The sequence below is a fragment of the Fuscovulum blasticum DSM 2131 genome (assembly GCF_003034965.1).
Classification (GTDB): domain Bacteria; phylum Pseudomonadota; class Alphaproteobacteria; order Rhodobacterales; family Rhodobacteraceae; genus Pseudogemmobacter; species Pseudogemmobacter blasticus.
This window is the reverse complement of sequence record NZ_PZKE01000003.1, coordinates 1-25,976: the sequence shown is the minus strand read 5'-3', so window position 1 is coordinate 25,976 and position 25,976 is coordinate 1. Positions and strand designations below refer to the sequence as shown.

Annotated in this window: 28 protein-coding genes; 15 read left to right on the top strand and 13 right to left on the bottom strand. The window is 68.2% G+C overall.

The window, feature by feature from the left end; translation table 11 throughout:
* Positions 1 to 78: 78 nt before the first annotated feature.
* The 3 genes from C5F44_RS03945 to C5F44_RS03935 are packed head-to-tail and all read right to left on the bottom strand — an operon-like array spanning position 79 to position 2,151.
* The gene (locus C5F44_RS03945; protein WP_107672215.1) at positions 79 to 870 is read right to left on the bottom strand and encodes a metal ABC transporter permease; all 792 of its coding nucleotides are present in this window, start codon (positions 868 to 870) and stop codon (positions 79 to 81) included.
* On the bottom strand, positions 863 to 1,636 hold the full coding sequence (locus C5F44_RS03940; RefSeq protein ID WP_107672427.1) for an ATP-binding cassette domain-containing protein: 774 nt from the start codon (positions 1,634 to 1,636) through the stop codon (positions 863 to 865). Before C5F44_RS03940 ends, C5F44_RS03945 begins: the two co-directional genes overlap by 8 nt.
* Positions 1,633 to 2,151, bottom strand: coding sequence for a transcriptional repressor (locus C5F44_RS03935; protein WP_107672214.1), 519 nt, complete (start codon positions 2,149 to 2,151; stop codon positions 1,633 to 1,635). Before C5F44_RS03935 ends, C5F44_RS03940 begins: the two co-directional genes overlap by 4 nt.
* A gap of 69 nt (positions 2,152 to 2,220) precedes the next feature.
* Here C5F44_RS03935 and C5F44_RS03930 point away from each other — a divergent pair, with 69 nt between their 5' ends.
* Positions 2,221 to 3,177 (top strand): zinc ABC transporter substrate-binding protein, encoded by a 957-nt coding sequence (locus C5F44_RS03930; protein WP_107672213.1) that lies wholly within the window; start codon positions 2,221 to 2,223, stop codon positions 3,175 to 3,177.
* 51 nt (positions 3,178 to 3,228) lie between these two features.
* Here C5F44_RS03930 and C5F44_RS03925 read toward each other — a convergent pair whose 3' ends face one another.
* Both C5F44_RS03925 and nth read right to left on the bottom strand, forming a co-directional pair.
* A complete protein-coding gene (locus C5F44_RS03925) occupies positions 3,229 to 4,212 on the bottom strand; it encodes an adenosine kinase (protein WP_107672212.1) in 984 nt (327 codons plus the stop codon).
* Positions 4,209 to 4,850, bottom strand: coding sequence for an endonuclease III (nth, locus tag C5F44_RS03920; protein ID WP_107672211.1), 642 nt, complete (start codon positions 4,848 to 4,850; stop codon positions 4,209 to 4,211). Before nth ends, C5F44_RS03925 begins: the two co-directional genes overlap by 4 nt.
* Before the next feature lie 127 nt (positions 4,851 to 4,977).
* Between nth and C5F44_RS03915 the strand changes: the two genes are divergently transcribed.
* A complete protein-coding gene (locus C5F44_RS03915; protein WP_107672210.1) occupies positions 4,978 to 5,817 on the top strand; it encodes a methylated-DNA--[protein]-cysteine S-methyltransferase in 840 nt (279 codons plus the stop codon).
* A 111-nt stretch (positions 5,818 to 5,928) separates the two neighbouring features.
* Positions 5,929 to 6,594, top strand: a complete 666-nt coding sequence (locus tag C5F44_RS03910; protein ID WP_235822498.1) for a YiaD family glycine zipper/OmpA-like lipoprotein — start codon at positions 5,929 to 5,931, stop codon at positions 6,592 to 6,594.
* 91 nt (positions 6,595 to 6,685) lie between these two features.
* Here the strand turns inward: C5F44_RS03910 and C5F44_RS03905 are convergent, their stop codons facing one another.
* Positions 6,686 to 7,300: a class I SAM-dependent DNA methyltransferase gene (locus tag C5F44_RS03905; RefSeq protein ID WP_107672425.1), complete on the bottom strand. Its 615-nt coding sequence runs from the start codon at positions 7,298 to 7,300 to the stop codon at positions 6,686 to 6,688.
* A gap of 97 nt (positions 7,301 to 7,397) precedes the next feature.
* Between C5F44_RS03905 and C5F44_RS03900 the strand changes: the two genes are divergently transcribed.
* The 3 genes from C5F44_RS03900 to C5F44_RS03890 all read left to right on the top strand — a co-directional run bounded on the left by C5F44_RS03900 (position 7,398) and on the right by C5F44_RS03890 (position 9,981).
* Entirely contained in the window at positions 7,398 to 8,300 is a 903-nt protein-coding gene (locus tag C5F44_RS03900; RefSeq protein WP_107672424.1) for a choline/ethanolamine kinase family protein, read from the top strand.
* Positions 8,301 to 8,420: 120 nt separating this feature from the next.
* Positions 8,421 to 9,044 (top strand): toxin-activating lysine-acyltransferase, encoded by a 624-nt coding sequence (locus tag C5F44_RS03895; protein WP_235822497.1) that lies wholly within the window; start codon positions 8,421 to 8,423, stop codon positions 9,042 to 9,044.
* Positions 9,031 to 9,981 (top strand): Hint domain-containing protein, encoded by a 951-nt coding sequence (locus tag C5F44_RS03890; protein WP_107672209.1) that lies wholly within the window; start codon positions 9,031 to 9,033, stop codon positions 9,979 to 9,981. The genes C5F44_RS03895 and C5F44_RS03890 overlap by 14 nt, the downstream gene beginning before the upstream one ends.
* Positions 9,982 to 10,038: 57 nt before the next feature.
* On the opposite strand, the gene C5F44_RS03885 is transcribed toward C5F44_RS03890, so the two are convergent.
* The gene (locus C5F44_RS03885; protein WP_107672208.1) at positions 10,039 to 11,637 is read right to left on the bottom strand and encodes a bifunctional metallophosphatase/5'-nucleotidase; all 1,599 of its coding nucleotides are present in this window, start codon (positions 11,635 to 11,637) and stop codon (positions 10,039 to 10,041) included.
* Between the two features lie 154 nt (positions 11,638 to 11,791).
* Between C5F44_RS03885 and C5F44_RS03880 the strand changes: the two genes are divergently transcribed.
* Positions 11,792 to 12,130 (top strand): DUF952 domain-containing protein, encoded by a 339-nt coding sequence (locus C5F44_RS03880; RefSeq protein ID WP_107672422.1) that lies wholly within the window; start codon positions 11,792 to 11,794, stop codon positions 12,128 to 12,130.
* Positions 12,127 to 13,188 carry a quinone-dependent dihydroorotate dehydrogenase gene (locus tag C5F44_RS03875; protein WP_107672207.1) on the top strand — a complete coding sequence of 354 codons (1,062 nt, stop codon included), beginning with the start codon at positions 12,127 to 12,129 and terminating at the stop codon, positions 13,186 to 13,188. Before C5F44_RS03880 ends, C5F44_RS03875 begins: the two co-directional genes overlap by 4 nt.
* A gap of 74 nt (positions 13,189 to 13,262) precedes the next feature.
* On the opposite strand, the gene C5F44_RS03870 is transcribed toward C5F44_RS03875, so the two are convergent.
* The 5 genes from C5F44_RS03870 to C5F44_RS03850 form a co-directional block, all read right to left on the bottom strand.
* Positions 13,263 to 13,499 (bottom strand): Lrp/AsnC ligand binding domain-containing protein, encoded by a 237-nt coding sequence (locus C5F44_RS03870; RefSeq protein WP_107672206.1) that lies wholly within the window; start codon positions 13,497 to 13,499, stop codon positions 13,263 to 13,265.
* Between the two features lie 61 nt (positions 13,500 to 13,560).
* Positions 13,561 to 15,087, bottom strand: coding sequence for an ATP-dependent DNA helicase (locus tag C5F44_RS03865; RefSeq protein ID WP_107672205.1), 1,527 nt, complete (start codon positions 15,085 to 15,087; stop codon positions 13,561 to 13,563).
* A 71-nt stretch (positions 15,088 to 15,158) separates the two neighbouring features.
* A complete protein-coding gene (locus tag C5F44_RS03860; RefSeq protein WP_107672204.1) occupies positions 15,159 to 15,344 on the bottom strand; it encodes a hypothetical protein in 186 nt (61 codons plus the stop codon).
* 160 nt (positions 15,345 to 15,504) lie between these two features.
* Positions 15,505 to 16,797, bottom strand: coding sequence for a crotonyl-CoA carboxylase/reductase (gene ccrA / locus C5F44_RS03855; RefSeq protein WP_107672203.1), 1,293 nt, complete (start codon positions 16,795 to 16,797; stop codon positions 15,505 to 15,507).
* A 136-nt stretch (positions 16,798 to 16,933) separates the two neighbouring features.
* The gene (locus tag C5F44_RS03850; RefSeq protein WP_107672202.1) at positions 16,934 to 18,280 is read right to left on the bottom strand and encodes a 1-acyl-sn-glycerol-3-phosphate acyltransferase; all 1,347 of its coding nucleotides are present in this window, start codon (positions 18,278 to 18,280) and stop codon (positions 16,934 to 16,936) included.
* A 189-nt stretch (positions 18,281 to 18,469) separates the two neighbouring features.
* On the opposite strand from C5F44_RS03850, the gene C5F44_RS03845 reads away from it, so the two are divergent.
* The 5 genes from C5F44_RS03845 to deoD all read left to right on the top strand — a co-directional run bounded on the left by C5F44_RS03845 (position 18,470) and on the right by deoD (position 22,668).
* Positions 18,470 to 20,425 carry a protein meaA gene (locus C5F44_RS03845; RefSeq protein WP_107672201.1) on the top strand — a complete coding sequence of 652 codons (1,956 nt, stop codon included), beginning with the start codon at positions 18,470 to 18,472 and terminating at the stop codon, positions 20,423 to 20,425.
* A 72-nt stretch (positions 20,426 to 20,497) separates the two neighbouring features.
* The gene (locus C5F44_RS03840) at positions 20,498 to 20,899 is read left to right on the top strand and encodes a hypothetical protein (protein WP_107672200.1); all 402 of its coding nucleotides are present in this window, start codon (positions 20,498 to 20,500) and stop codon (positions 20,897 to 20,899) included.
* Positions 20,896 to 21,348: a hypothetical protein gene (locus C5F44_RS03835; protein ID WP_107672199.1), complete on the top strand. Its 453-nt coding sequence runs from the start codon at positions 20,896 to 20,898 to the stop codon at positions 21,346 to 21,348. Before C5F44_RS03840 ends, C5F44_RS03835 begins: the two co-directional genes overlap by 4 nt.
* A 108-nt stretch (positions 21,349 to 21,456) precedes the next feature.
* A complete protein-coding gene (locus C5F44_RS03830; RefSeq protein WP_107672198.1) occupies positions 21,457 to 21,819 on the top strand; it encodes a DUF1127 domain-containing protein in 363 nt (120 codons plus the stop codon).
* A gap of 147 nt (positions 21,820 to 21,966) precedes the next feature.
* Positions 21,967 to 22,668: a purine-nucleoside phosphorylase gene (gene deoD, locus C5F44_RS03825; protein ID WP_107672197.1), complete on the top strand. Its 702-nt coding sequence runs from the start codon at positions 21,967 to 21,969 to the stop codon at positions 22,666 to 22,668.
* Here deoD and C5F44_RS03820 read toward each other — a convergent pair.
* Positions 22,665 to 23,534 carry a LysR family transcriptional regulator gene (locus tag C5F44_RS03820; protein ID WP_107672196.1) on the bottom strand — a complete coding sequence of 290 codons (870 nt, stop codon included), beginning with the start codon at positions 23,532 to 23,534 and terminating at the stop codon, positions 22,665 to 22,667. The genes deoD and C5F44_RS03820 overlap by 4 nt on opposite strands.
* Positions 23,535 to 23,623: 89 nt before the next feature.
* On the opposite strand from C5F44_RS03820, the gene C5F44_RS03815 reads away from it, so the two are divergent.
* Together C5F44_RS03815 and C5F44_RS03810 are read left to right on the top strand one after the other, a co-directional pair.
* The gene (locus C5F44_RS03815; RefSeq protein WP_107672195.1) at positions 23,624 to 24,943 is read left to right on the top strand and encodes a serine hydroxymethyltransferase; all 1,320 of its coding nucleotides are present in this window, start codon (positions 23,624 to 23,626) and stop codon (positions 24,941 to 24,943) included.
* Entirely contained in the window at positions 24,940 to 25,923 is a 984-nt protein-coding gene (locus C5F44_RS03810; RefSeq protein WP_107672194.1) for an aldo/keto reductase, read from the top strand. The genes C5F44_RS03815 and C5F44_RS03810 overlap by 4 nt, the downstream gene beginning before the upstream one ends.
* The last annotated feature ends 53 nt before the right edge of the window (positions 25,924 to 25,976 follow it).

Genomic DNA, 25,976 nt, shown 5'->3' with positions numbered 1-25,976 from the left:
CGGCGCGTCCGTGGGGCCGGAATAGGCGGTGATTGCGGCAGGCTTCGGGCAGGTCCGGGGCAGTTTTTCAGCGGCGCGTCAGGCCCGGCGCACCCGCCCCAGCACCGCCGCGACCACAAAGCAGGCCGCCGCCGCCACGATGATCGACGGCCCCGCCGGCGTGTCCTGCCAGAGCGACAGCCGCAACCCGGCCAGCGTGGCCAGCGCCCCGATCAGGGTGGCGCCCAGCGCCATGCCTTCGGGGCTGCGCGCCAGACCGCGCGCGGCGGCGGCCGGGATGATAAGCATGGCCGCAATCAGCAGCGCCCCCACCACCTTGAGCGAGACCGCCACCGTCAGCGCCATGGCCAGCACCAGCACCAGCCGCTCGCGGTCGGGGTTCAGGCCGCTGGCATGGGCCAGGTCTTCGTTCAGGGTGCTGGTCAACAGCGCCTGCCAGCGCCACAGCAGCAAGACCGCCACCGCCACCGCCCCGCCCCAGATCAGCCCCAGATCGCCCCGGGTGACGGCCAGGATGTCCCCGAACAGATAGGACGAAAGATCGGTCCGCACCGAAGGGAAGTAGCTGACCGCCACCAGACCGAAGGCCAGCGCGGAATGGGCCAGCACGCCCAGCGTGGTGTCCATCGCCCAGCCCCGGGCGGCCAGCCCCGCCACGGTGACGGCCATGGCGGCGGCCACCACCAGCGTGCCGGCCACGATGGGCAGGCCCGTTGCCAGCGCCAGCGCGACGCCCAGAATGGCGGCATGGGCGGTGGCATCGCCGAAATAGGCCATCCGCCGCCAGACGACAAAGGCGCCCAGCGGCCCGGTGGCCAGCGACAGGCCCACGCCGGCCAGCGCGGCGCGGACAAGGAAATCGTCAAGCATGATGATGATCGTGGGTATGGGGATGATGGTGGTGGTCGTGGCCGTGGTCCGGCCCGGCGTTGTGGTCATGGTCATGTTCGTGGCGATAGAGCGCCAGCGCCCCCCGGGTGCCCAGCCCGAACAGCGCGCGGTATTCCGGCGCGGTTGACACCACATGCGGCGCCCCTTCGCAGCAGACATGGCCGTTCAGGCAGATCACCCGGTCACTGGCGGCCATCACCACATGCAGGTCATGGCTGACCATCAGCACCGCGCAGCCGGTTTCCGTGCGGACTTCCTCGATCAGCCGGTAGAAGGCGGCCTCGCCCGGCTGGTCCAGACCCTGGGTCGGTTCATCCAGCATCAGCACCTGCGGCCGGCCCAGAAGCGCGCGCGCCAGCAGCACACGCTGCAACTGCCCGCCGGACAGCGCGGTCAGTTGCGCCTCCTGCTGCCCCTCCATGCCGACCCGCGCCAGCACGGCCGCCACGTCGGCCGCGCCAACCCGCAGCGGCAGCGACAGGAAGCGGCGCACGCTGATCGGCATACTGCGGTCGATCATCAGCTTTTGCGGCACATAGCCCAGCCGCAGCCCGGCGGCCCGCGTCACCCGCCCGCCCGCCACCGGCACGATGCCCAGCATCGCCCGCAGCAGCGTGGACTTGCCCGATCCGTTCGGCCCGACAACGGTGACGATCTCGCCCGGTTCCAGCCGCAGCGAAACATCGTGCAGCACCTCTTCGCCGCCAAGGCGAACGCAGATGTGATCGGCGGAAATCAGGCTCATGCGGCGGCCCCCGCGCAGGCGGGGCACAGGCCCAGCGCCTCGACCGTGGTGCGTTCGACGGCAAAGCCCATGCCGGCTGCGGCCGCCTCGACCGCGGCGCGCACGGGGGCACCGGCCGCTTCGGCGACCGACTGGCATGTGCGGCAGATCAGGAACACCGGCGCGTGGCTTTCGCCCGGGTGCATACAGGCCGCAAAGGCGTTCAGCCGGCGGATGCGATGGACAAAGCCCTGTTCTTCAAGGAATTCCAGCGCGCGATAGGCCACCGGGGGCTGGTTGCCGAACCCTTCCGCCGACAGCCGGTTCAGCACGTCATAGGCGCCCATGGCGCGATGGCTTTCCAGCAGGATTTCCAGCACCCGCCGCCGCACCGGCGTCAGCCGGGCACCGGCGGCCCCGGCCAAGACTTCGGCCCGCGCCAGCACATCGGCGGCGCAATGGGTGTGGTCATGCGGCGCGAAGGCGGCCGAGGGATCGGCGCAACCGGGGCAGGCTTCGGCGTGGTCATGCGGCATGGCGGGGCCTTGACGTGTTATGATATTACATACATAGACCTCGAACCCCGAGTCCGAAAGGCCTGACCCATGCGTTATATCATTGCACTTCTACTGACCAGCACCGCCGCAATGGCCGAGGTGCCGACCGTGGTCACCGACATTCCGCCCGTGCAGTCGATCACCGCCGCGGTGATGGAGGGCGTGGGAACCCCGCAGATGCTGCTGGGCAAGGGTGCTTCGCCGCACAGCTATGAGCTGAAGCCCAGCCAGGCCGCCGCGCTGTCGGACGCCGATCTGGTGATCTGGATCGGCCCGCAACTGACGCCCTGGCTGGACAAGGCGCTGGAAATCCGGCCCGAAGGCGCCGCCCTGCTGACCCTGCTGACGACCGAAGGCACCCACCGGCAAGACTTCGCCCCCGCCGAAGACCATGATCACGCCGAGGGCGAGGATCACGATCATGCCGAAGCGGCGGACCATGACGGCGAGGCCGGCCATGACGAACACGGCCATTCCCATACCGGGCTGGACCCGCACGCCTGGCTGGAACCGGCCAATGGCAAGCTCTGGGCGCGGGCGATTGCCGCCGAACTGGCGCGGATCGACCCGGACAATGCCGCCGCCTATGCCGCCAATGCCGACAAGGCGGTTGCCGCCATTGACGCCGCCGATGCCGAAGCCGCCGCCCTGCTGGCCCCGGTCAAGGACAAGCCGTTCGTCGCCTTCCACGAAGCCTATGGCTATTTCGTGGGCCATTACGGGCTGACCTCCGCCGGCACCGTCGCGCTTGGCGATGCCGCAACGCCCGGGGCCAAGCGTCTGGCCGCGCTGCGCGAGAAGATCGAGCATGACGGCGCGGTCTGCATCTTCCCCGAGGTGCAGCACGACCCCGCGCTGGTGGCGCAGATGGCCGATGGCACCGGCATCCGCGTCGGGGCCGCGCTTGACCCGGAAGGATCGGCCTCGGGCGAGACCGGCCCCGCCGCCTATCCGGCGCTTCTGACGACGCTGGCCCGCACGCTGGCCGATTGCCTGCAGGGCTGACCCCGCAGGAACCGGCGGCCCGTCATCCGAGGGGCCGCCGACGGGCGCCTGTCAGGCCAGCCCTTCGGCCCGGAACAGCGCCATGACATCGGCTTCGGGGCGGGCGCCGAAATGGCCGATCACCTCGGCCGCGGCAACGCAGCCCATGCGCCCCGCCACATCGAGCGAGGCGCCGGTGGCCAGACCGTAGATGAAACCGGCGGCGAACTGGTCGCCCGCGCCGGTGGCATCGACCGGCACCACGCGGCGCACCGGCACCACCACCTGTTCATCGCCGCGCACCAGCACCACATCATGCCCCGACCGGGTGCAGACCACGGTGCCCGCATCCTGCGCCGCGCGTTCCAGCGCCGCAGACAGGTCGGTCTGATACAGCGACGACCATTCGTGTTCGTTGCCGATCACGAAATCCAGTTCCTTCACCAGACGGCGGAAGTCGGCCCGGTGGCGTTCCACGCAGAACGGATCTGACAGCGCGATGCCGGCCTTGCCGCCCGCCGCCCGCGTCAGCCGCGCCGCGCGTTCGAACGCCTGCTTGCCGCCGGGCTTGTCGTAAAGATAGCCCTCAAGGAACAGGATCTCGGCCCGGCCGGCCACGCTTTCCGACACGTCGTCCGGCCCCAGTTCCGACGAGATGCCCAGATAGGTGTTCATCGACCGCTCGCCATCGGGCGAGACGAAGATCATGCTGCGCGAGGTGGGCAGATCGCCGCCCTTGACCGGCGGGTTGACGAAATCGGTGCCCTCGGCCGCCATCGACTGGGCGTAGAACCGCCCCAGTGCATCATCATGCACGCGCCCGATGAAGGCGGTGGACAGGCCCAGCGCCCCGATTCCGGCCAGCGTGTTGGCCACCGATCCGCCCGGCGCCTGCCGGCGATCCTTCATCGCGGCATAAAGCATCTCGCCGCGCTCGCGCTCGACCAGTTGCATGATGCCCTTCTCGATCCCCATCAGGTCCAGAAAGCTGTCATCCGCCGTCGAGAACACGTCCACGATCGCGTTCCCGATTCCCACCACCTGATAGGTCTTCATGTCTTCTCCTCGAAAAGGCACCAGTCCGAAATCGGGCAGATGCCGCACTTCGGTTTGCGCGCCAGGCAGATATACCGGCCGTGCAGGATCAGCCAGTGGTGTGCGTGCTGCTGGAACTCGGCGGGAACATTGTCCTCGATGGCGCGTTCCACCGCCGCCTCATCCCGGCCCGGGGCAAGGCCGCTGCGGTTGCCGACGCGGAAGATATGGGTATCGACCGCCTGCGCGGGCAGACGGAACCACATGTTCAGCACCACATTCGCCGTCTTGCGGCCCACCCCCGGCAGCGTCATCAGCGCGGCCCGGCTGGAGGGCACCTCGCCGCCGTAGGCGTCAATCAGGCGCTGCGACAGCTTGATGACGTTCTTCGCCTTGGTGCGGTAAAGGCCGATGGTCCTGATATGCTCGATCAGGCCTTCTTCCCCCAGCGCCAGCATCTTTTCCGGCGTGTCGGCAAGGGCGAACAGCCCCCGCGTGGCGCGGTTCACGCCCTTGTCGGTGGCCTGCGCCGACAGGGCGACGGCCACCAGCAGGGTATAGGCGTTCACATGCTCAAGCTCGCCCTTCGGTTCCGCCTCAAGGTCGCGGAACCGGGTGAAGACGGCCTTCATGGCAGGATAATCAAGCTGGCGGACCATGGTTCCGTTTCAGACCACAAACCCCGCCCTGCCACAAGCCGCAGGAATCGGGTCGCCGGGGTACGGGGCGGCGGGGTAAGACAGGGGTGCCGCTTCCCAGACTGTTTTCCTTGTTCACAGGCCCGCCATGACCGATCAATCCCCCTCCTATCATTATGCCGTCATCGGCCGCGCGCTGAAGATCATCGACGAGGCCGGCCCCGCGCTGACGCTGGACGGTCTGGCCGCCCGCATGGGCATGAGCCCGGCGCATTTCCAGCGCACCTTCAGCCAGTGGGTCGGCGTCAGCCCGAAGCGCTATCAGCAATATCTGACGCTGGACCACGCCCGCCGCCTGCTGGCCGAACGCCACACCACGCTGGCCACCGCGCAGGATGTGGGCCTGTCGAGCAGCGGCCGCCTGCATGACCTGTTCCTGACCTGGGAAGCCATGTCGCCCGGCGATTATGCCCGCGGCGGCGCGGGGCTGACCATTCTCTGGGGCTGGTTCGACAGCCCCTTCGGCCCCGCGCTGGTCATGGGCACCGACCGGGGCATCTGCGGCATCGGATTTTCCGACGAGGTGGGAGAGGAGGCCGCCTTTGTCGATCTGGCCAGCCGCTGGCCGCACGCGACCTATGTCGAGAACCCCGAGGCCTTGCGCCCCTGGGCCCTGTCGGCCTTCGCGCCCTCGGCCGGGGCCGAAACGCCGCTGCATCTGATCGGCGCCCCGTTCCAGATCAAGGTGTGGGAGGCGCTGCTGGCCATTCCCACCGGCCATGTCACCACCTATTCCGAAATCGCCACCCGGGTCGGCCATCCCAGCGCGCAGCGCGCGGTCGGAACCGCCGTGGGGCGCAACCCGATCAGCTTCCTGATCCCGTGCCACCGCGCGCTGCGCCGGGACGGGGGGCTTGGCGGCTATCACTGGGGCCTGCCGCGCAAACGCGCCATGCTGGCCTGGGAAGCGGCACGCACGGGGATGTGACCAGCTCGCCTTGCGCGGAACCTTGCGCAACCGGGCAGGGCACTGGCCGTAATCCCGCCGAACGTGTTATATCTTTGCCAAGCCCGGCCACCCGGCAGGGCAGTGAAGCAAATGGCAACGAGCATACATATGATGAAATCTCCTGTTCTGCTGGCACTGGCCGGAACCCTGGCCCTGTCGGCCTGCGTCGACCCCAATGCCTATCCCAACGACCCGAACGCCCGCACCAAGACCGGCGCGGCCATCGGGGCCCTGGCCGGGGCGGCCGTCGGGGCTTCGTCCGGCGACAACAAGCTGGGCAAGGCGGCCGTCGGCGCCGTGATCGGCGGCGTTCTGGGCGGGGCCATCGGCGCCACGCTGGACCAGCAGGCGGCCGAACTGCGCAGCCAGTTGTCGCCCGGCATCACGGTGACCAACGCCGGTGGCTATCTGATCGTGAACATGCCGCAAGACCTGCTGTTCGCCACCAACAGCGCCACGGTGCGCGGCGACCTGACCCGCGATGTCAAGGCGGTTGCCGCAAGCCTGCTGAAATACCCCAACAGCCGGATCGAGGTGATCGGCCATACCGACAACACCGGCACCGCCGCCTACAACATGGACCTGTCGCAGCGCCGCGCCTCTTCGGTGGCGTCGATCCTGCGTGACGGTGGCGTCCCCTCGGGCCGTCTGGTGGCCTATGGCCGCGGCGAGGATGTTCCCGTGGCCTCGAACCTGACGCCGGAAGGCCGCGCGCAGAACCGCCGGGTCGAGATCATCATCCGCCCGAACCAGTAAGCGCCCCGGCATAGTTGCCGATCCGGCCCGCCGCGACCCCGTGTCCGGCGGGCCTTTTTCTGTTCTGCCCCCCGGCCTGCCGGGGCCGTGGTCAGCGCACGCGCAACGCCACGGCCCGGCTGGGCGTGGTGGCGGCATCGCCGGGCATCGAGACATAGGGTTCGGTCAGCTCAAGCAGATCTACCGGCTGCGCCATCAGCGCGGCTTCGAAGCCGCCGTCCCAGAGCGTGCCCTTGACCGTCAGCACGATCACGCCGCCCGGCGCGGTGATGCGGATCAGTTCGGGCAGCGCCTCGGCGCCGACATGGCCGGTGGTGAACACCCCGGTCGAGATCACGGCGGCGAACTGGCCATCGGCGAACGCCAGCGGCTCGCCCAGCACGGCGCGCGACAGGCGGGCATAGCTGCCCTTGCGGGCGGCAACGCCCAGCATCCCTTCGCTGATGTCCACGCCCCAGACCTGGGGCCAGCCCAGGATGCCATACCACGCCCCCGCCAGCCCCGTGCCCACGCCGGCATCCAGGATGGGCGCCGCCCCGCGCGGCAGGTGGCGGGCCAGCAGGGCCAGACCGATGGTCGGATGGCGATAACCGGCCTTGGCCATTTCGGCATCATAGCCTTCGGCCCAGGCGTCATAGGCCGCCGCCACCTCGTCCGGCGCCTTCGCGTCATAGACCGCGCCCAGATGTCCGTCATGCCCTGTCATGTCGCACCCCGCTTCTGCCGATTCCTGCATGGCCAAGTGCGGCGAAGAGTATAACCTTTCGCACGGAACGCACCCCCGAACCGGCCCGGAGACACCCATGAGCGACACCGAAGACATTGCCCGACTGATCCGCGAACTTCCCGTGCTGGCCGGGGCAACGGGTGTTCCGGAACGGATGGGCGGGCTGACGAACCGGGTGTACCGGCTGGGCGATCTGGTGCTGCGCCTGCCTGGCCACGGGACCGAGGAATACATCGACCGCAGGAACGAGGCCGCCGCCGCCCGCGCCGCCGCCGCGGCCGGGGTCAGCCCCGAGGTGATTCATGCCGATCCGACCAGCGGGCTGATGATCACGCGCTTCATCCCCGGCACCGTCACCATGTCGCCCGAAGGGTTCCGTGCCCGCCCCGGCAGCCCCGCCCGTGCCGCCCGCGCCTTTGCCCGGCTGCACGCGTCAGGCGCGGTCTTTCCGGCGCGGTTCGAGCTGTTCGCCATGATCGACGACTACCTTCGCCTGCTGTCGGGCAAGGAGGTGGCGCTGCCCGAGGGCTATCACGACGTTCTGGCCGAAGCGGGGGCGGTGCGCGCCGCGCTGGCCGCGCATCCGCTGCCGCAGGCGCCCTGCCACTGCGATCCGCTCTGCGAGAACTTCCTGGATACCGGGGAAACCATGTGGGTGGTGGACTGGGAATATTCCGGCATGAACGATCCGATGTGGGATCTGGGCGACCTGTCGGTCGAGGCCGGTTTCGATGAGGAACAGGAGGCCGAAATGATGCAGGCCTATTTCGGCGCCCCGCCCTCCCCCCGCGACATGGGGCGGATGGTGATCTACAAGGCGATGTGCGACCTGCTCTGGACACTGTGGGGCCTGATCCAGCTTGCGAACGGCAACCCCGCCGACGATTTCCGCAGCTATGCCGACACCCGCTTCGCCCGCTGCCGCGCCCTGATGGCCAACCCCGATTTTGCCCGCCACCTGGCGGCGGTGGCGGGCTGAGGCCGCAGATTTTGTTTGAATCGGGGACAACTCCTGTTAGCGTGCTTGCGGTGTTTCCCCAGCGCCGGTTGCAATTTACAGGGGTTTATATCCTTGGGCCGAGAGGCCCGGAGGTCCATTATGAGTGATGCGGGCGCGGCTCCCGGACAAGACGATTTCTTCCGCGCCACGATGCGCCACTTCTCCGAGATGCGGGCCGCCGGTCCGCTGGATGCCGAAAGTGATCGCCCCTTCCCGCCCGACTGGTTCGACCTGCCGCCGGCCTTTCTGGCCGATTTCGGGGCGTTGTTCTATCTGGCCGGGCTGACCCGGTATCACCGCCCGCGCACGCTGGCCGACCTGTTCGCCGCCTTTGAGCCGCCACTGCGGCTGGGGCAGTACAAGATCCTGCGTCACAACGGCTATCCCCGTGCCGCGATCACCTGGGCCGGGCTTGGTCCCGATCAGGAGCGCCGCTTCGCCGTCGATCACCAGCCGCTTCGCCCGGAAGACTGGAACAGTGGCCAATCGCCCTGGCTGGTGGATTTCCTTGCCCCCTTCGGGCATGTCGACCAGATCGTCCCGCATCTGGCCGGCAATCCCCACATCACACATGTCCGCACGCTGTGGCACAACCGGCAGGGCAGCAAGTACCGCATCGTGGAATGGAGCCGCCCGCCGGGCGAAACCGAAGTGCGGGTCAGATCCTGGGGTGCGGGCCAGTTCCTGAATCATTTGCAAGAGGCATCACATGGGTACTCCTAACATCATCGGCGCGGTCACGGGCGGGGTTCCCTCGGTTTCGGCGACGCCGATCACGGGCCAGTTGGACGACAATGGCAACAACTCGGCCAACACCTGGTCGATCAGCGGCGGGTCCAGCTACGGCACGGCCAGCATCAATGGCAGCGGCCAGTGGACCTATACGCTGAACGAAAGCCATCCGGCGGTGCAGGCGCTGAACCCCGGCGACACGCTGACCGACACCTTCACGGTGCAGGTTTCTGACTTCTGGGGAACCGACACGCAGATCATCACCATCACCATCACCGGCGTGCCCTGTTTCGTGGCCGGCACGCGGTTGCAGACCGCAACCGGCCTGCGCCCGGTGGAAAGCCTGCGGCCCGGCGATCTGGTGCTGACCGCCGATGCCGGGTTGCAGCCGCTGCGCTGGATCGGGCTGACCCCGGTCAGCCGCGCCGATCTGGCCGATGCGCCGCGCAAACGCCCGGTCACCCTTGCGCGGGGCGCCATGGGCAACGGGCTGCCGCTGGCCGATCTACGGGTTTCGCCGCAACACCGGATGGTGATCAGGGGGGCGATTGCGCAAGAGGTCTGCGGCGCCGATCAGGTGCTGCTTGCCGCCCACCGCCTGCTGCCGCTGCCCGGTGTCAGCCAGACACTTCCGGAAGGCGGCATCATCTATGTCCATCTGCTGTTCGACCGGCATCATGTGGTCTTTGCCGAAGGGGTGGCGTCGGAATCGCTGCTGCTGGGGGCGCAGGTCGAGGCCATGTTGACGCAAGAACAACTGGACGAAATCCACCTGGCCTTTCCCGATCAGCCCGCCCGCGACCGGCTGGCCGTCCCGGCACGCCCGATTCCGCCCGCGCCGCAGGCAAAGGCGCTGGTGGCGCAGTTGCAGGCCCGGCCTGGCTCCTATGCGCTGGTCGCGCCGGATCTGTCGGCCGTTCCCGCCTGACCCAATGCAACGGGCCGCCCGCGTTGGCGGACGGCCCTTCGCTTTCAACCGAAGCCCTTACTTCCGGGTGATGCGCCCGTCGGTATAGGGCGTGTAGGGGCCGACCTTGGCCATGTATTCGGCGGTGACATCCGCCAGATCGGGGCCGAAGTCATAGGCATTGGCCGCGTTGACGAACATCTTGAAGCCGTCGCCGCCGCCCCGGACATAGTTGTTCGACACCAGCTTGTAGGTGGCGGCCGGGTCGATGGGGCCCCAGGTGCCATCGGCGCCCTGCACCAGCACATCCGACACCCGCGCGCCCGCCGGGGCGGCCGGATCGAAGGTGTATTTCAGCCCGGCCACCTGGGCAAAGCGGCCCGCGCCGTCTTCAAGCTGGCTGACGCCGTTTTCCAGCGCGGCGATCACCGCAGCGCCGTCCACCTCGAAGGTGGACAGGGTGTTCTGGAACGGCAGCACGGTCAGCACCTCGCCCATGGTCACCGGGCCGGCGTCGATGCTGGCGCGCAGGCCGCCGCCATTGGCGATGGCGATGGTCACGCCCTGATCCTTGACCCGGTCCAGCATGGCATCGGCCACCAGATTGCCCATGGCACATTCCACCGCGCGGCAGGTGTCGCGGCTGCCGTCGATGGCGGCCGTGCTTTCGGCCACGACCTTGGCCTTCAGCTCCTCTATCGGGCCGGCCAGTTCCTTGACCCGCGCTTCCAGCTTGGCATCGGGGGTGACGCTGGAATCCAGCAGGATCGTGTCGCCTTCCGCGAATTTCAGCTTGCCCGTGTCATCAAAGGTCAGGACCAGATGGCCCAGATATTTGGAATAGGCATAGGCCTGCACCACCGGCACCAGATCGCCCTCGCCCCGGGTGATCCAGGTCGGGTAAGGACCGGCCCGCTTGGGGTCGCGCGCGGACAGGAAGGTGTGGCTGTGCCCGCCGACCACCGCGTCGATGCCCGGCACCGCCGCCGCAATTTCCTTGTCGCGGTTATAGCCGACATGGGTCAGCGCGATGATCTTGGTCACGCCCTCGGCCTCAAGCGCGGCGACATCGGCCTTCAGGCTGTCGATATCGTCCTGAAAGATCACGCTGGGGCCCGGGCTGGCGGTTTCCGGCGTGTCGGTCGCCAGCGCCGAGATGATGCCGATCTTCTCGCCGCCCACCTCAAGCACGACATGGTTCTTCACCTTGCCCTTCAGCACGTTCGACTGGCTGACGTCGATGTTGCCGGAAATGACCGGGATGCCGACCTTGTCCAGAAACGGCTCCAGCCCCTCGGGGCCGTCGTCGAATTCGTGGTTGCCCAGCGCCATCACGTCGGGCGCGTAATCGGCCACCAGTTCGGCCACCAGATCGGCCTTGTAGGTGGTGTAGAACAGGCTGCCCTGATATTGGTCGCCCGCATCCAGTACGATGACATTGCCGCCCGCGGCCTTGATGCCGCTGCGCAGTTCATCGACCTTGGCCTTCACCCGCGCGATGCCGCCGAAACATTCGTTCGCCGCCGCCTCTTCGGCGGAACAGGTCGAATCATACTTGTTCACCGCCTCGACCCGGCTGTGGAAATCGTTGATGTGAAGGATGTTCAGCGTGTAATCCGCCTGCGCCGCCCCGGCCATCAGCGCCAGCGACGCGGTGGAAAGCCAAAACCGTTTCATCGTCAAAACTCCCGTGTTGGTTCACCGTCGCAGCCTGCCCGCTGCCGGCGCCCAAGTCAAAGGCCGCCTGCCCGGGCAGGGCCGCGCCCGCCTGCGCGCGCCTGCGCCCAAGCGCAGCATTGACCCGCCCCCGGCAAAGCGGCAAAAGCCGCCCATGCTGATCTTCAAGATCTTCCGCCGCCCCGAATGGGATGCCTTCCGCGCCGCCGGCGAAACGGCGGGTGCGCCCGTCGATCTGGCCGACGGCTTCATCCATTTCTCGACCGCCGCGCAGGTGGCCGAAACCGCCGCCAAGTGGTTCGCCACCGAAAGCGACCTTGTGCTGGTCGCCTTCCGCGCCGAAACCCTTGGCGCGGCGCTGAAATGGGAAGCCTCGCGCGGGGGGGCGCTGTTCCCGCATCTGTACCGCAGGCTGCGGATCAACGAAGTGGTCTGGGACAAGTCGCTGCCGCTGGGCGCCACCGGCCATATCTTCCCCGAGGGCGTGGTATGAGCCTGTTTGAACGTCTGGGCCTGGCCTATCTGCAACGCCGCGACCCGGAACGGGCGCATCGCCTCGCGCTCCTGGCGCTGCAGATCGGCGTGGCGCCGCTGTCGGGCAATGTCACCTCGCCCCGGCTGGCCTGCAAGCTGGCGGGGATGCCGCTGCTGAACCCGGTCGGCCTTGCCGCCGGTTTCGACAAGAACGCGCAGGTGGTGGCACCGCTGTCGCGCGCCGGTTTCGGCTTTGTCGAGGTGGGCGCCGCCACGCCGCTGCCGCAGCCCGGCAACCCGCAGCCCCGCCTGTTCCGGCTGGCCGAGGACCGCGCCGTCATCAACCGCTTCGGCTTCAACAATGACGGGGCCGAGGCGATTGCCGCGCGGCTGGAAAAACGCGAACGCACGGCGGTGCCGGTGGGCCTGAACCTGGGCGCCAACAAGACCAGCGAAAACCGCGCCGCCGATTTCGCCCGTGTGCTGGCGACCTGCGGCCCGCATGTCGATTTCGCCACGGTCAATGTCTCCAGCCCCAACACCGAAAAGCTGCGCGATCTGCAGGGCCCCGCCGCGCTGGCCGCCCTGCTGAACGGCGTGATGGAGGCGCGGGCCGGGCTGGCGCAGCCGATCCCGGTCTTCCTGAAGATCGCCCCCGACCTGACCGATGATGAGCTTGCCCAGATCGCCGGGGTGGCGCAGGAGGCGGGCCTGTCCGGCATCATCGCCACCAATACCACGCTGGCGCGCGACGGGCTGCGCAGCCGCCATGCGCCGGAAGCCGGCGGCCTGTCCGGCGTGCCCCTGTTCGAGAAATCGACCCGCGTGCTGGCCCGGCTGTCGCACCTGACCGAAGGAAAGATGCCCCTGATCGGCGTCGGCGGCATTTCCAGCGCCGAAGACGCCTATGCGAAGATCCGCGCCGGCGCCCATGCGGTGCAGCTTTACACCGCGCTGGTCTATCAGGGCCTCAGCCTGGCCCCCGCCATCGCGCGCGGGCTGGACGCGCTGCTGCGCCGCGACGGGCACAAGACGCTGGCCAGCGCCATCGGCACCGACCGCACCCGCTGGCTCTGACCAGCCCCTGCAGCTTCCAGTTGGCCCAGATACCCCGGGGTCCGGGGCGCAGCGCCCCGGCGCCAGCCGCCCTGTCAGAACGCCTTGAACGTCATCGTGGTCAGCGTGCGCTGGATGCCGTCGATGTCGAACAGCCGCGACGACAGGTAATGCCCCACATCCTCGCCCTCGGGGATATAGACCTTGGCGATCAGGTCATATTCGCCGGATGTCGAATAGAGTTCGCTCACCACCTCGCGGTCCCAGATCGCATCGGCGACCTCATAGGTCCGGCCCGGCGTGCAGCGGATTTGGACGAAGACCAGCGCCATCAGTGCCTCCCGTTTCTTCGCGCCAGCCTAGCCGCCCGGCGCGGAAAGGAAAATCCCCCGCTCAGCCCTGATCGGCCGAAAGCGACAGCGCCGGGGCCGGGCCACGCAGATCCTCCACCCCCAGCGGGCGCCGGGGCAGGCCCAGCCGGTTGCGCACCACCCAATGTAGCCGCGATTCGGCGCGGGTGATCGCCACATAGGCCAGCCGCTTCCACAGCGGCACCCCCGCCTCGGACCGGCCGGTCTGCGCCGCCGCCCAGAGGTCGGGTGCGAAGACCTGCACCTCGGGCCATTGCGACCCTTGCGCCTTGTGGATGGTCACCGCCGCGCCGTGCAGGAAGGCCGCGCCCATGGTGGCGGCATGGGGGATGAAGGGCTCTTCCTCGTCCGGCTTCTCGATCTTGATGATCGAGGCGGCGGAAAGCTGCGGATCTTCGGCCCCCAGCACATGCAGCTTGGCAAAGCCGGGGCGGTTGCCGGCGCCCAGATAGATGACCTGCGCGCCCTTGATCAGCCCGCGCGCCTCAAGGTCGATGCGCTTCTTGCGGTGCTTGAGCGGCAGTTCGATCCCGTCGCAGATCAGCGGCTCGCCGGGGATCAGGTCGAAGTCGGGGGCGCCCTGCGCGGTGCGGAAGGCGGTGATCAGCTTGACCCGCGTCACGTTGCGCCAGACCAGAACCGGGCTGCGCGCCATCAGGTCGGCATCCACCCGTTCAGCCCAGACAACGCGATCATCGCGCCGCGCGGCGTCGCGGATCATTTCCTCAAAGCCTTCGAACCCCAGCCGGTCATCGGCCAGCGCATGGGCCAGATCAAGGATCGGGTTGTCCTGCGTCTGGCGGTGGATGCGGTGCAGGATCAGCTTGCGCGTTTCGCCCATCCGGTCGAACACCATCTCGCCCGACTGGCCGACCGGGGCCAACTGGGCCGGATCGCCGAACAGTACCAGCCGGGGAAAGGTCTCGCGCAGGTCGTCGAACTGGCGTTCGTCCAGCATCGAGGCTTCATCGACAAAGCCCACGTCCAGCGGTTCCTCGCGGCGCTTCCATCCCTTGATGAAGTCTGATCCCTTCAAACCGGCGGCGGCCAGCGCGCCCGGAATCGACGCCACTTGTTGATAAAAGGCAAAAGCGCGGTCCAGCGCCTGATCGGTCAGCCCTTCGATCACCGGCCGCGTGCCCTGCCCCGCCAGCCATTCGGCGATCTTTTCATACTGCGGATCATAGACCGGCGTATAAAGGATGCGGTGGATCGTGGTCGCGGGCACGCCGCGCAGGCGCAGCACCGATGCCGCCTTGTTCGTGGGGGCCAGAATGGCCAGCGTCCGGCGGTCCTTGCGCCGCCGCCCCTCCCAGTCGGCCGAGACGATATCGACCCCGGCCTCTTGCAGCGCGCGGTACAGGTTGCCCAGCAGCATTGTCTTGCCCGACCCGGCCTTGCCCACCACGGCCATCACCATGGCCTTGCCTTCGACCGCGGGCGACAGCGCGCCTTCGGCCATGTCGATGCCCTGGCCCGCGAATTCGGCGGCCAGCCTGTCCCAGGCTTCGGCCTGGTCGTCGGAAAGGATCAGTTCGCTGCGCGCCATGGCGGCGACCTTAGCCAACCAGCCCGGCAAGGGCCACCCCCGCAGCCGCCCTGCCCCCCCGGCCCCTGCCGCTAATGCGGGCGCCCGTTGTGCGGCCCCGGGCGCTGCGGCAGAGCGGCCTCTTCCCCCAGCGATGCAATCTCGGCCTCGGCCACCGCCATGGCCTCTTCCACCCGCGCCGCCAGCGCCGGAAGTTCATTCCTTTGCGCATAGGCCATCAGGTCTTTCAACACCTCGAACACCCAGTCATGCGGCATGGCGCCCCCGAACCTGCAAGTCCCTTTGGCGGCAGGACACCACATGTTCTGAATGAAGGGCCGCCACGATTTTTCAACTGAGCGTTGACTGGACGGAAATCACAAGCAAAAACCGCCGGGGCGTGGCGGCCTCGGCGGCGGATGGCAGGCTTTTGCCGGCTCAGCCCTGGCGGCTGGCTTCCAGCGTGTCGTCAAAGGTGCGCAGGCCGGTGCGCGGGGCCTGCACCAGCACGGCCATGTTGCCGGGCTTGTGCTTGTTCTTCCACATCAGCGTATGCGCCTTGGGAATGTCGGCCCAGGGAAAGACCTCGGACATGCAGGGGTCAAGCCGGCGTTCGCACATCAGCTTGTTCGCCGCCGCCGCCTGCTTCAGATGCGCGAAGTGGCTGCCCTGCAGGCGCTTCTGGTGCATCCACATGTAGCGCACGTCGAAGGTGCAGTTGAAGCCGCTGGTGCCGGCGCAGATCACGACCATGCCGCCCTTCTTGCAGATCAGGCTGGACACCGGGAAGGTCGCCTCGCCGGGGTGTTCGAACACCATGTCCACGTTGACGCCCTTGCCGGTGATGTCCCAGATCGCCTTGCCGAACTTGCGCGCCTCTTTCAGCCAGGTGTTGTATTCCTCGCTGTTGACCTTGGGCAACTGGCCCCAGCATTTGAAATCATTGCGGTTGATCACGCCCTTGGCGCCCAGCGACATGACGAAATCGCGCTTGGTCTCATCCGAGATGACGCCGATCGCATTGGCGCCGGCCGTGTTGGCAAGCTGGATCGCATAAGAGCCAAGGCCGCCCGAGGCGCCCCAGACCAGCACGTTCTGCCCCGGCTTCAGGTCATGCGGCGCATGGCCGAACAGCATCCGGTAGGCGGTGGCCAGCGTCAGCGTGTAGCAGGCGCTTTCTTCCCAGGTCAGGTGCTTGGGGCGCGGCATAAGCTGCTGCGCCTGCACCCGGGTGAACTGGCTGAAGCTGCCGTCATGGGTTTCATAGCCCCAGATCCGCTGGCTGGGGGAAAACATCGGGTCGCCGCCGTTGCATTCCTCATCATCGCCATCGTCCTGGTTGCAGTGGATCACGACCTCGTCGCCCACCTTCCAGCGCTTGACCTTGTCACCCACCGCCCAGACAATGCCCGAGGCATCGGAGCCGGCGATGTGATAGTCCTGCTTGTGGCCGTCGAAGGGGCTGATCGGCACGCCCAGGCCGGCCCAGACGCCGTTGTAGTTGACGCCCGCCGCCATCACCAGAACCAGCACCTCATGGCTGTCCAGCTTCCAGGTCGGCACGACCTCAAGCTGCATCGCCTGTTCCGGCGGACCGTGCCGGTCACGGCGGATGGCCCAAGCATACATGTTTGCCGGCACATGGCCGAGGGGCGGCATCTCGCCGATCTCGTACAGGTCTTTTTTCGGCGCGTCGTAGGACACGATCTCGGTCGGACGATCCAAGGGCACGGGAAACCTCCTGCATTCGTGCCGCGCCGCAGAATCGGCGGGCTTTGGGCGAAGGATTAAGATTCGCCGCGCAACTTTGCAATAGCTGCAAAGCATGTTTTGAAATTTTATGTCCGCCGCAGCGCAGAACGTGGGGTCACGGGGCCGAAACCGGCTGCGGCACCGCAGCGGCGTAGAAGGCCAGCAGATCCGCCTGCCCCGGCGCCACCTGCAAGCCGGGGGTGACGATGCCGCGCGCGATCAGCGGCGCCAGCCCTTCGTCCAGCACCGCCTGCCCGCCCTGCGGCGGCAGCTTCAACACCGCCCCCGCCGCCTGCAACCGCTCGGTCAGGGCGGCCACCCGCGCGGCCAGTTCCTCGCGGCTGGCCGCGCCCGTGCCCAGCGCGGCGGCAACCAGCGGCACCGGCAGCACCGGCACCACCCCGGCAATCCGCTGCATCAGCACCGTGCCCAGCGTTTCCACCGTGCCGCCGCCCGCCAGATGGTCGCGCAGCGACACCGGCGCCCCGAACCCCGCCGCCGCGGTGCCGAAGCCCGTGGTCCGGCCCCGCCAGCGCGCCCAAAGGAAGCGCAGCGCATGGAACCCCACCCAAAGCGGCCGGTTGCGGAACCGCCGCCCGCCGGCCTGCGCCGCCTCGACCAGAACGCGGTCTTCCAGCACCCGGTCATAGCCCAGCCCGACCGGTACGAAGACCACATCGCGCCCGGCCGGATCGAAGCCTTCCACGATATAGGAGATCAGCCCCAGCTTGGCTGGCCCCACCCGGCCATCCAGGCTGAGGCCGCCTTCGGGGAACATCGCCTGGGTCATGCCCTCTTCGGTGGCCATCTGCACATAGCGGGCCAGCACCTTGCGATAGAGCGCATTGCGGCTGCCGCGCCGAATGAAATAGGCCCCCATCGACCGGATCAGCGCCGACAGCGGCCAGACCCGCGCCCATTCGCCCACCGCATAGGAAATGGCGCTGCGCTCCGACACCAGCCAGGTCACCAGCACATAATCCAGGTTCGAGCGGTGGTTCATCACGAAGACCACGGTCGCCCTGGGGTCGATCTGGCGCAGCTCCTCGGCCAGCTTGCCCACGCGCACCCGATACAGCAGCCGCGACAGCCAGCGCGCCGCCCGCGTGGCAAAGCCGAAATAGACCGTGGCGCTGAAGGCCGGCACGATTTCGCGCGCATAGGACCGGGCCTCCTCGAAGGCCACTTCGACCGGCTCGCCGGTTTCCGCCGCATGGGCCTGGGCGGCGGCAATCACCCGGGCATCATAGGACAGCCGCACGATCATGTCGGACCGCCGCGCCAGCTTGAACAGGTCGATCTTGCGATCCAGCCGCGCATTCAGCCGCGACAGCGCCCGTTCGGCCCGCCGGCGAAAGAACCAGCGCACCGAGGGAAACAGGAAATGCGTGGCAAAGCTGATCGCGGCGAAGCCAAGGATCAGGATCAGCAACCAGACCGGAACCGCAACCGAGCCGAACATCGGCCCAGCCTATCCGATCTTCGCCTTGCGGCAATCCTTCATTCCGCTTGGTCCAAATACCCCACGGGGGTCCGGGGGTGGGAAACCCCAGGCGCCGCTTGCCGCAGCGCAGCGATTGACATTGGAAGGAAATAACCCCTATTTCCAGCTCAACGAAAGAATGTTGCGCCGCAGAATCGCGAGGCCCCCATGACCAAAGACGCGCCCTGGCTCTTCCGCACCTATGCGGGCCATTCCACCGCCGCCGCCTCGAACGCGCTTTACCGCACCAATCTGGCCAAGGGGCAGACCGGCCTGTCGGTCGCCTTCGACCTGCCCACCCAGACCGGATATGACAGCGACGATCCGCGCGCCTTGGGTGAGGTGGGCAAGGTCGGCGTGCCGGTCTGCCATCTGGGCGACATGCGCGCGCTGTTCCGCGATATTCCGCTGGAACAGATGAACACCTCGATGACGATCAACGCCACCGCCCCCTGGCTTCTGGCGCTGTATATCGCCGTGGCCGAGGAGCAGGGCGCCGATGTCTCGAAACTGCAGGGCACGGTCCAGAACGACCTGATGAAGGAATACCTGTCGCGCGGCACCTATATCTGCCCGCCGAAGCCCAGCCTTCGCATGATCACCGATGTGGCCGCCTATACCCGGGTTCACCTGCCGAAGTGGAACCCGATGAACGTCTGTTCCTACCACCTGCAAGAGGCCGGGGCGACGCCGGAACAGGAACTGGCCTTCGCGCTGGCCACCGCCATCGCCGTGCTGGATGACCTGAAGACCAAGGTGCCCGCCGCCGACTTCCCCAATATGGTCAGCCGCATCTCGTTCTTCGTGAATGCCGGCATCCGCTTTGTCACCGAACTGTGCAAGATGCGCGCCTTCGTGGACCTGTGGGATGAAATCCTGCGCGACCGCTATGGCATCACCGATGAAAAGGCCCGCCGCTTCCGCTATGGCGTGCAGGTCAACAGCCTGGGCCTGACCGAGCAGCAGCCGGAAAACAACGTCTATCGCATCCTGCTGGAAATGCTGGCCGTCACCCTGTCGAAGAAGGCCCGCGCCCGCGCCGTGCAACTGCCCGCCTGGAACGAGGCGCTTGGCCTGCCCCGGCCCTGGGACCAGCAATGGTCGCTGCGGATGCAGCAGATCCTGGCCTATGAGACCGACCTTCTGGAATATGACGACCTGTTCGACGGCAACCCCGCCATCGACCGCAAGGTCGAGGTGCTGAAAACCGGCGCGCGGGACGAACTGGCCCGGATCGACGCCATGGGCGGCGCCATCGAGGCCATCGACTACATGAAGGCACGTCTGGTGGAGAGCAACGCCGAGCGCATCGCCCGCGTCGAATCCGGGGAAACCACGGTGGTCGGCGTGAACCGCTGGAAAGAGGGCGCGCCTTCGCCGCTGACCACGGGCGATGGCGCCATCATGCAATCCGACCCGCAAGCCGAGGCCGACCAGATCGCGCGGCTGCGCGACTGGCGGGCGGGGCGCGATGCGGCGGCGGTCACCACCGCGCTGGCCAGCCTGCGCCGGGCCGCGACGACGGGCGAGAATGTCATGCCGGCGTCGATTGCCTGCGCGCGGGCCGGGGTGACCACCGGCGAATGGGCGGCCGAACTGCGCCGCGCCTTCGGCGAATTCCGCGGCCCAACCGGCGTGGCCCGCACGCCGTCGAACCGCACCGACGGGCTGGACGAGATCCGCCAGCAGGTGCAGGCCGTCTCGTCCCGGCTGGGCCGCCCGCTGAAGTTCCTGGTTGGCAAGCCGGGGCTGGATGGCCATTCCAACGGCGCCGAACAGATTGCCGCCCGCGCCCGCGATTGCGGCATGGACATCACCTATGACGGCATCCGCCTGACCCCGGCCGAGATCGTGGACAAGGCGGCAGAAGATCAGGCGCATGTCATCGGCCTGTCCATCCTGTCAGGGTCGCATATGCCGCTGGTGGCCGAAGTTCTGGCCTGTATGCGCAAGGCGGGGCTGAGCGTGCCGCTGATCGTGGGCGGCATCATCCCCGAGGACGACGCCGAAACCCTGCGCGGCATGGGTGTGGCGGCCGTCTACACGCCCAAGGATTTCGAACTGAACCGCATCATGCTGGACATCGTGGGTCTGGTCGATCCGCAGCCGGTGGCGGCGGAATAGGGAATTCCTGCCCTCGCGTGGCGGTACGCGGGGGGATACCGTGAGCGGGCGTTCAAACCTGAAGGTGCGCCGATGTTGCGGTTTTCCCTGCTTGCCCTGTCCCTTGTCGCAACCGCGGCCGCCGCGGGGGATCTGCCGGCCGATGTGCAGGCCCTGGTCGATGAGGCGGCCGGCCTTTGCGACGGCACGGTCGAGTTGCGCGAAGGCGCGGTGTCGCAGGCCGATCTGAACGGCGACGGCACCGATGACTGGGTCGTGGACACCGGCGCCTTCTCTTGCCCGACCACGGCGACGCTTTACTGCGGCAGCGCGGGCTGTGGCGTCACCACCCTGATCGACGGGCAGCGCGGCGATCTTCTGTTGCACGACTGGGGCACCGTGACAGACGGCGGGCAGACCTACCTGACCGCACCGAATGACCAGGGGGAAACGGTGCGCTTCCTGTGGACCGGCCGCGACTGGCAACTGCAATGATCCGCTTCGCGCCGGTCCTTGCCGTGCTGGCCGCTCCGGCCCTGGCCGAAACGCCCTACCCGCCGGCCCTGCAGGGGCTGCTTGACTATCACTGGTCCGCCTGCACCGGGCAGGGCGGCACGCTGACCATCGGCCCCGATGCCGTGCAAGAGGCCCATCTGTCCGGCGGCGACACGCCCGACCTTCTGCTCGACAGCGCCCGACTGTCCTGCTCAAACGCCCCGCACATGTTCTGCGCCGACGGCATCGGCTGCGAACTGACCGTCTTCGTGGACCAGAACGAACTCAGCCTGGTTGTGCTTGACTGGTCGCTTGAACCCGACGACGACCGGCAGGTTCTGGTGGTCACCAAGGCGGGGCAACTGATGAACCTGCCCGAAGACGCCACCTTCCGGCTGGTCTGGGACAGGGCGGCGGAATCGCTGGTCCCGGCCGGGCCGGCCCCCTGACCGCGACCCGCCGCCGCAGCCCGCCTGCCCTTGCCCCAGATCAAGGCCGCCGGCGGCCGGCTCTGCCATGGTCCTGCCCGCAGAACAGAACTCTCAAGGAGCAGGACCATGTTCGAACGCATCAAGGCCATGATCGAACGCTGGCAGGAACTCAGCGAAGTCGAGGCGATGTCTGACCACGAACTCGACGATCTTGGCGTTACCCGCGAACAGATGCGCGCCTTTGTCTGCATCCCGCAGGATGTGCCCGACCGCGTGCTTGCCATGGCCGAGATTTTCGGCATCCCGGAAGATCAGGTGCAGCGCGACCATGCGCTTTATCTGGAACTTCTGGAAACCTGCTGCACCTGCGGCGACCGCGGCGCCTGCAAGCTGGCGCTGGCCAAGGGCGATCTGAGCCGCCCCGGCGATTGCAGCTTCTGCCGCAACGCCCGCAGCTTCCACGAGCTTGCCGAGGCCGTCGCGGCCTGATCCGCCCCCCCTTGCACCTGCGCCCGCGTCCCGCTTTGATGCGCCGGACCGCGCCCCTGACCGGGGGCGCGGGACAACAGCCAGGGGCGCGGCCGGGGAATCCTCGCCCGCCCCTGGGTCAGGGCCTTCGGGCCGCAGGGAGAAGAGATGACCTTTCATATCGGTGCCAAACCCGGCGATATTGCCGAAACCGTGCTGTTGCCGGGCGACCCCTACCGCGCCCGCTGGGCCGCGCAGAAGTTCCTGGAAAACCCGGTTCTGGTGAACGAGGTGCGCGGGATGCTGGGCTATACCGGCACCTGGCGCGGGCATCGCGTCACCATCCACGGCACCGGCATGGGGATGCCGTCGATGTCGATCTATGCCAATGAGCTGATCCGCGACTACGGGGCCAAGACGCTGATCCGCATCGGATCGGCCGGGGCGCTGCAACCGCATGTCAAGGTGCGCGACGTGGTGCTGGCCATGGCGTCCTCGACCACGCATACGCCATCGTCAACGATCTTCCGCGAGATGCAGTTCGCCCCCACGGCCAGTTTCGACCTGCTGGCCGCGGCCCACAAGGCGGCACAGGGCAAGGCCACAACCCATGTCGGGATGATCCATTCCTCGGATACGTTCTACAATGAACGCAACGATCTGTTCGACCAGCTTCAGCGCCATGGCTGCCTTGCCGTGGAAATGGAAGCGGCCGAGCTTTACACGCTGGCCGCCCGTTACGGCGCGCGGGCGCTGGCCGTGCTGACCATTTCCGACCATATCCTGACCGACGAAGCCCTGCCCGCCGCCGACCGCGAAACCAGCTTCGGCGCCATGGTGGACATCGCGCTGGAGGCCGCCTTCGCCTAAGGCGCGCCGCGCGACAGTTCCTCGACCACACGGGCAACCGCGCTGCCCCGGGGCATGGGCCGGGCCGACCACAGCCGCAAGCCCTGCGGCAGCGCAACCCGCTGGGGAAACGGCGCAATCAGCCTGCCGCGGGCCAGATGGTCCGCGACAAGGGCTGCATGGCCCATCAGCACCCCGGCCCCGTTGACCGCCTCTTCCACCGCCAGCGCATACAGGGAAAACACCGGGCCGCGCGGCCGGACCGCAACCCCGGCCGCCGCAAGCCACAGATCCCAGTCGCCGGCCCAGGCCGCATCCGACAGGCAGGGCACCGCCGCCAGATCCTCGGGGCGGCGCAGCCGGTCGGCCAGCGCCGGCGCGCAGACCGGAAACACCGCATCCACCGCCACCAGCCGCCCGCCCGTGGCCGCGGGGAACAGGCTCAGGTCATAGGGCGCGCGCTTCAGGTTCGGCGGGGCTTCAAGCGCCGTGATCGACACCGAAATCTCGGGCGCCGCCGCCCGCAGCGCCGGCAGCCGCGGCGACAGCCACAACTGCGCAATTGCCGGCAGCGTGGCCACATGCACGACCTGCGGCGCCGCCCGCGCCCGCAGCACCGCCTCGGCCCGCGCCAGCGCATCGAAGGCTTCGGTGAAACCGCCCGCCGCGGCCGCGCCCAGGGCCGTCAGCCGCACACCCTTGGACTGCCGTTCGAACAGGGCGGCCCCCAGCCCCTCTTCCAGCGCCTTCACATGCGCCGTCACCGCCCCCGGCGTCACCCCCAGTTCGGCGGCGGCGGCGGTGAAGCCGCCCAGCCGCGCCGCCGCCTCGAAGGCACGCAGCGCGGTCAGGGGCAGGCTTTTCGGGGGCGGCGGCGCAACGGGCATGGCTTAGTTTTCCTGACCCTAATTTTTCGCAGAACTTGGTTGCACGCAAGCCCCCGCCCCCCCTAGCCTACGGGAAAAAGGAGTGTCGCATGTCCCATCTTGCCCCCCGCCCCTGGGTTCCCGCCCCTTGTGAAACCCGCGTCCAGACGCTGGCCGCCGCGGTGGCCGCGCCCTCGGCCCAGGTCGCCGACCGGATCGAGGCGCTGATCGCGCGCAATCTCGACATTCACGACCGCGACTGTTTCAACCTGAACCCCGCAACCAATGTGATGAACCCGCGGGCCGAGGCGGCGCTGGCGCGCGGTCTGGGGTCGCGCCCGTCGCTGGGCTATCCGGGCGACAAATACGAAATGGGGCTGGAGGCGATCGAGGAAATCGAGGTGATCGCCGCCGAACTGGCCGCCGAGATCTTTGACGCCACTCATGCCGAGATTCGCGTGGCCAGCGGCGCCTTGGCCAATCTTTACGGCTTCATGGCGCTGGCGAAACCCGGCGATGCGATCATCGCGCCGCCCGCCAGCATCGGCGGCCATGTCACCCACCACGCCCCCGGCTGCGCCGGGCTTTACGGGCTGATCTCCCATGACGCCCCCATCGACAGCGACGGCTATACGCTGGACATCCCCGCGCTGCGCGCGCTGGCCCACAAGGTGCGGCCGAAGATCATCACCGTCGGCGGCAGCCTGAACCTGTTTCCGCATCCCGTGGCCGAGGTGCGGGCCATTGCCGATGAGGTGGGCGCGAAGGTGCTGTTCGACGCGGCCCACCAATGCGGCATCATTGCGGGCGGGGTCTGGGCCAATCCGCTGGCGCAAGGCGCGCATCTGATGACGATGAGCACCTACAAATCGCTGGGCGGCCCGGCGGGCGGGCTGATCGTCAGCAATGACGCCGGCATTGCCGAACGGCTGGACGCCATCGCCTTCCCCGGCCTGACCGCCAATTTCGACGCGGCCAAATCCGCGGCGCTGGCGCTGTCGCTGCTGGACTGGCGCGATCACGGCGCGGCCTATGCGCAGGCGATGGTCGATCTGGCGCAGGCGCTGGCGCGCGAGCTGGCCGCGCTTGGCCTGCCGGTGTTCGCAGGGGACCGTGGCGCCACGCAAAGCCACCAGTTCGCGGTCGAGGCGGCGGCCTTCGGCGGCGGGCAGGCGGCGTCAAAGACGCTGCGCAAGGCCGGGTTCCTGGCCTGCGGCATCGGCCTGCCCATCGCCGCCGTGCCGGGTGACATGAACGGGCTGCGCATCGGCACGCCGGAACTGGTGCGCCGGGGCGTGACGCCCGCCGATGCCCCCGCCCTTGCCGCGCTGATCGCCGAAGGGCTGCGCTCGAACGCCCCGGAAACCGTTGCCCCGCGCACCCGCGCCCTGCGCGCCCGGTTCCAGGGCCTGCATTATGTGACCGCATGAAACAGCGCCGTCTCGGGGCCGGTGGCCCGACCGTCTCGGCGCTGGGGTTCGGCTGCCTGTCCTTCGGCGGCATCTTCGGCCCCACGACCGAGGCCGACAGCCTGGCCGCGCTGGATGCCGCGTGGGAGGCGGGGATCACCTTCCTGGACACCGCCAATATCTACGGCAAGGGCGTCAGCGAAACGGTGATCGGGCGCTGGCTGGCCAGCCGCCCGCACCGCCCCGCCATCGCCACCAAGGCGGCCTTTACAGATGACCCGAACCGCCGTGTGGACAACCGGCCCGAACACCTGCGCCGCGAGTTGGAAGCGTCGCTGAAACGGCTGGGGGTGGATCATGTCGCGCTGTTCTATGCCCACCGCCACGACCCGCTGATCCCGATCGAGGACGTTGCCGGCACCATGTCGCGGCTGGTGGACGAGGGGAAGATCGGCGGCTACGGCCTGTCGGAAATCGCGCCGCATACGCTGGAACGCGCCCATGCCGTGCATCCGGTGACGGCAGTGCAGAACGAATACTCGCTCTGGACCCGCCAGCCAGAGCTGGGGATGATCCAGCGCTGCGCCAGTCTGGGCGTGGCCTTCGTCCCGTTCTCTCCGCTGGCCCGTGGCGCCTTTGGCACGCCGATGGCCGATCCGGCCCGCTTTGCGCCGGACGATTTCCGCGCCCGCATCCCCCGGTTTCAGGCCGGGAACTGGCCGCACAACCGCGACCGGCTGGCGGCGTTCCACGCCTTTGCCCGTGTCCGCGGCTGGGCGCCCGCAGCCCTGGCGCTGGCCTGGGTTCTGTCGCGGGGCGACCACCTGATCCCCATCCCCGGCACCCGCAGCGCCGCTCACCTGCGGGCCTGGGCCGCCGCGCCCGACATCGTGCTGACCGAAGCGGACCAGGCCGAGATTGACCGCCTTCTGCCGGTCGGCTGGGCCTGGGGTGACCGTTATGACGATGCGCAGGCGGCCACCGTCGAACGCTACTGCTGATCCGCTTCCCCTTGGCCAAAATACCCGTCGGGGGGGGTCCGGGGGGCGGAAGG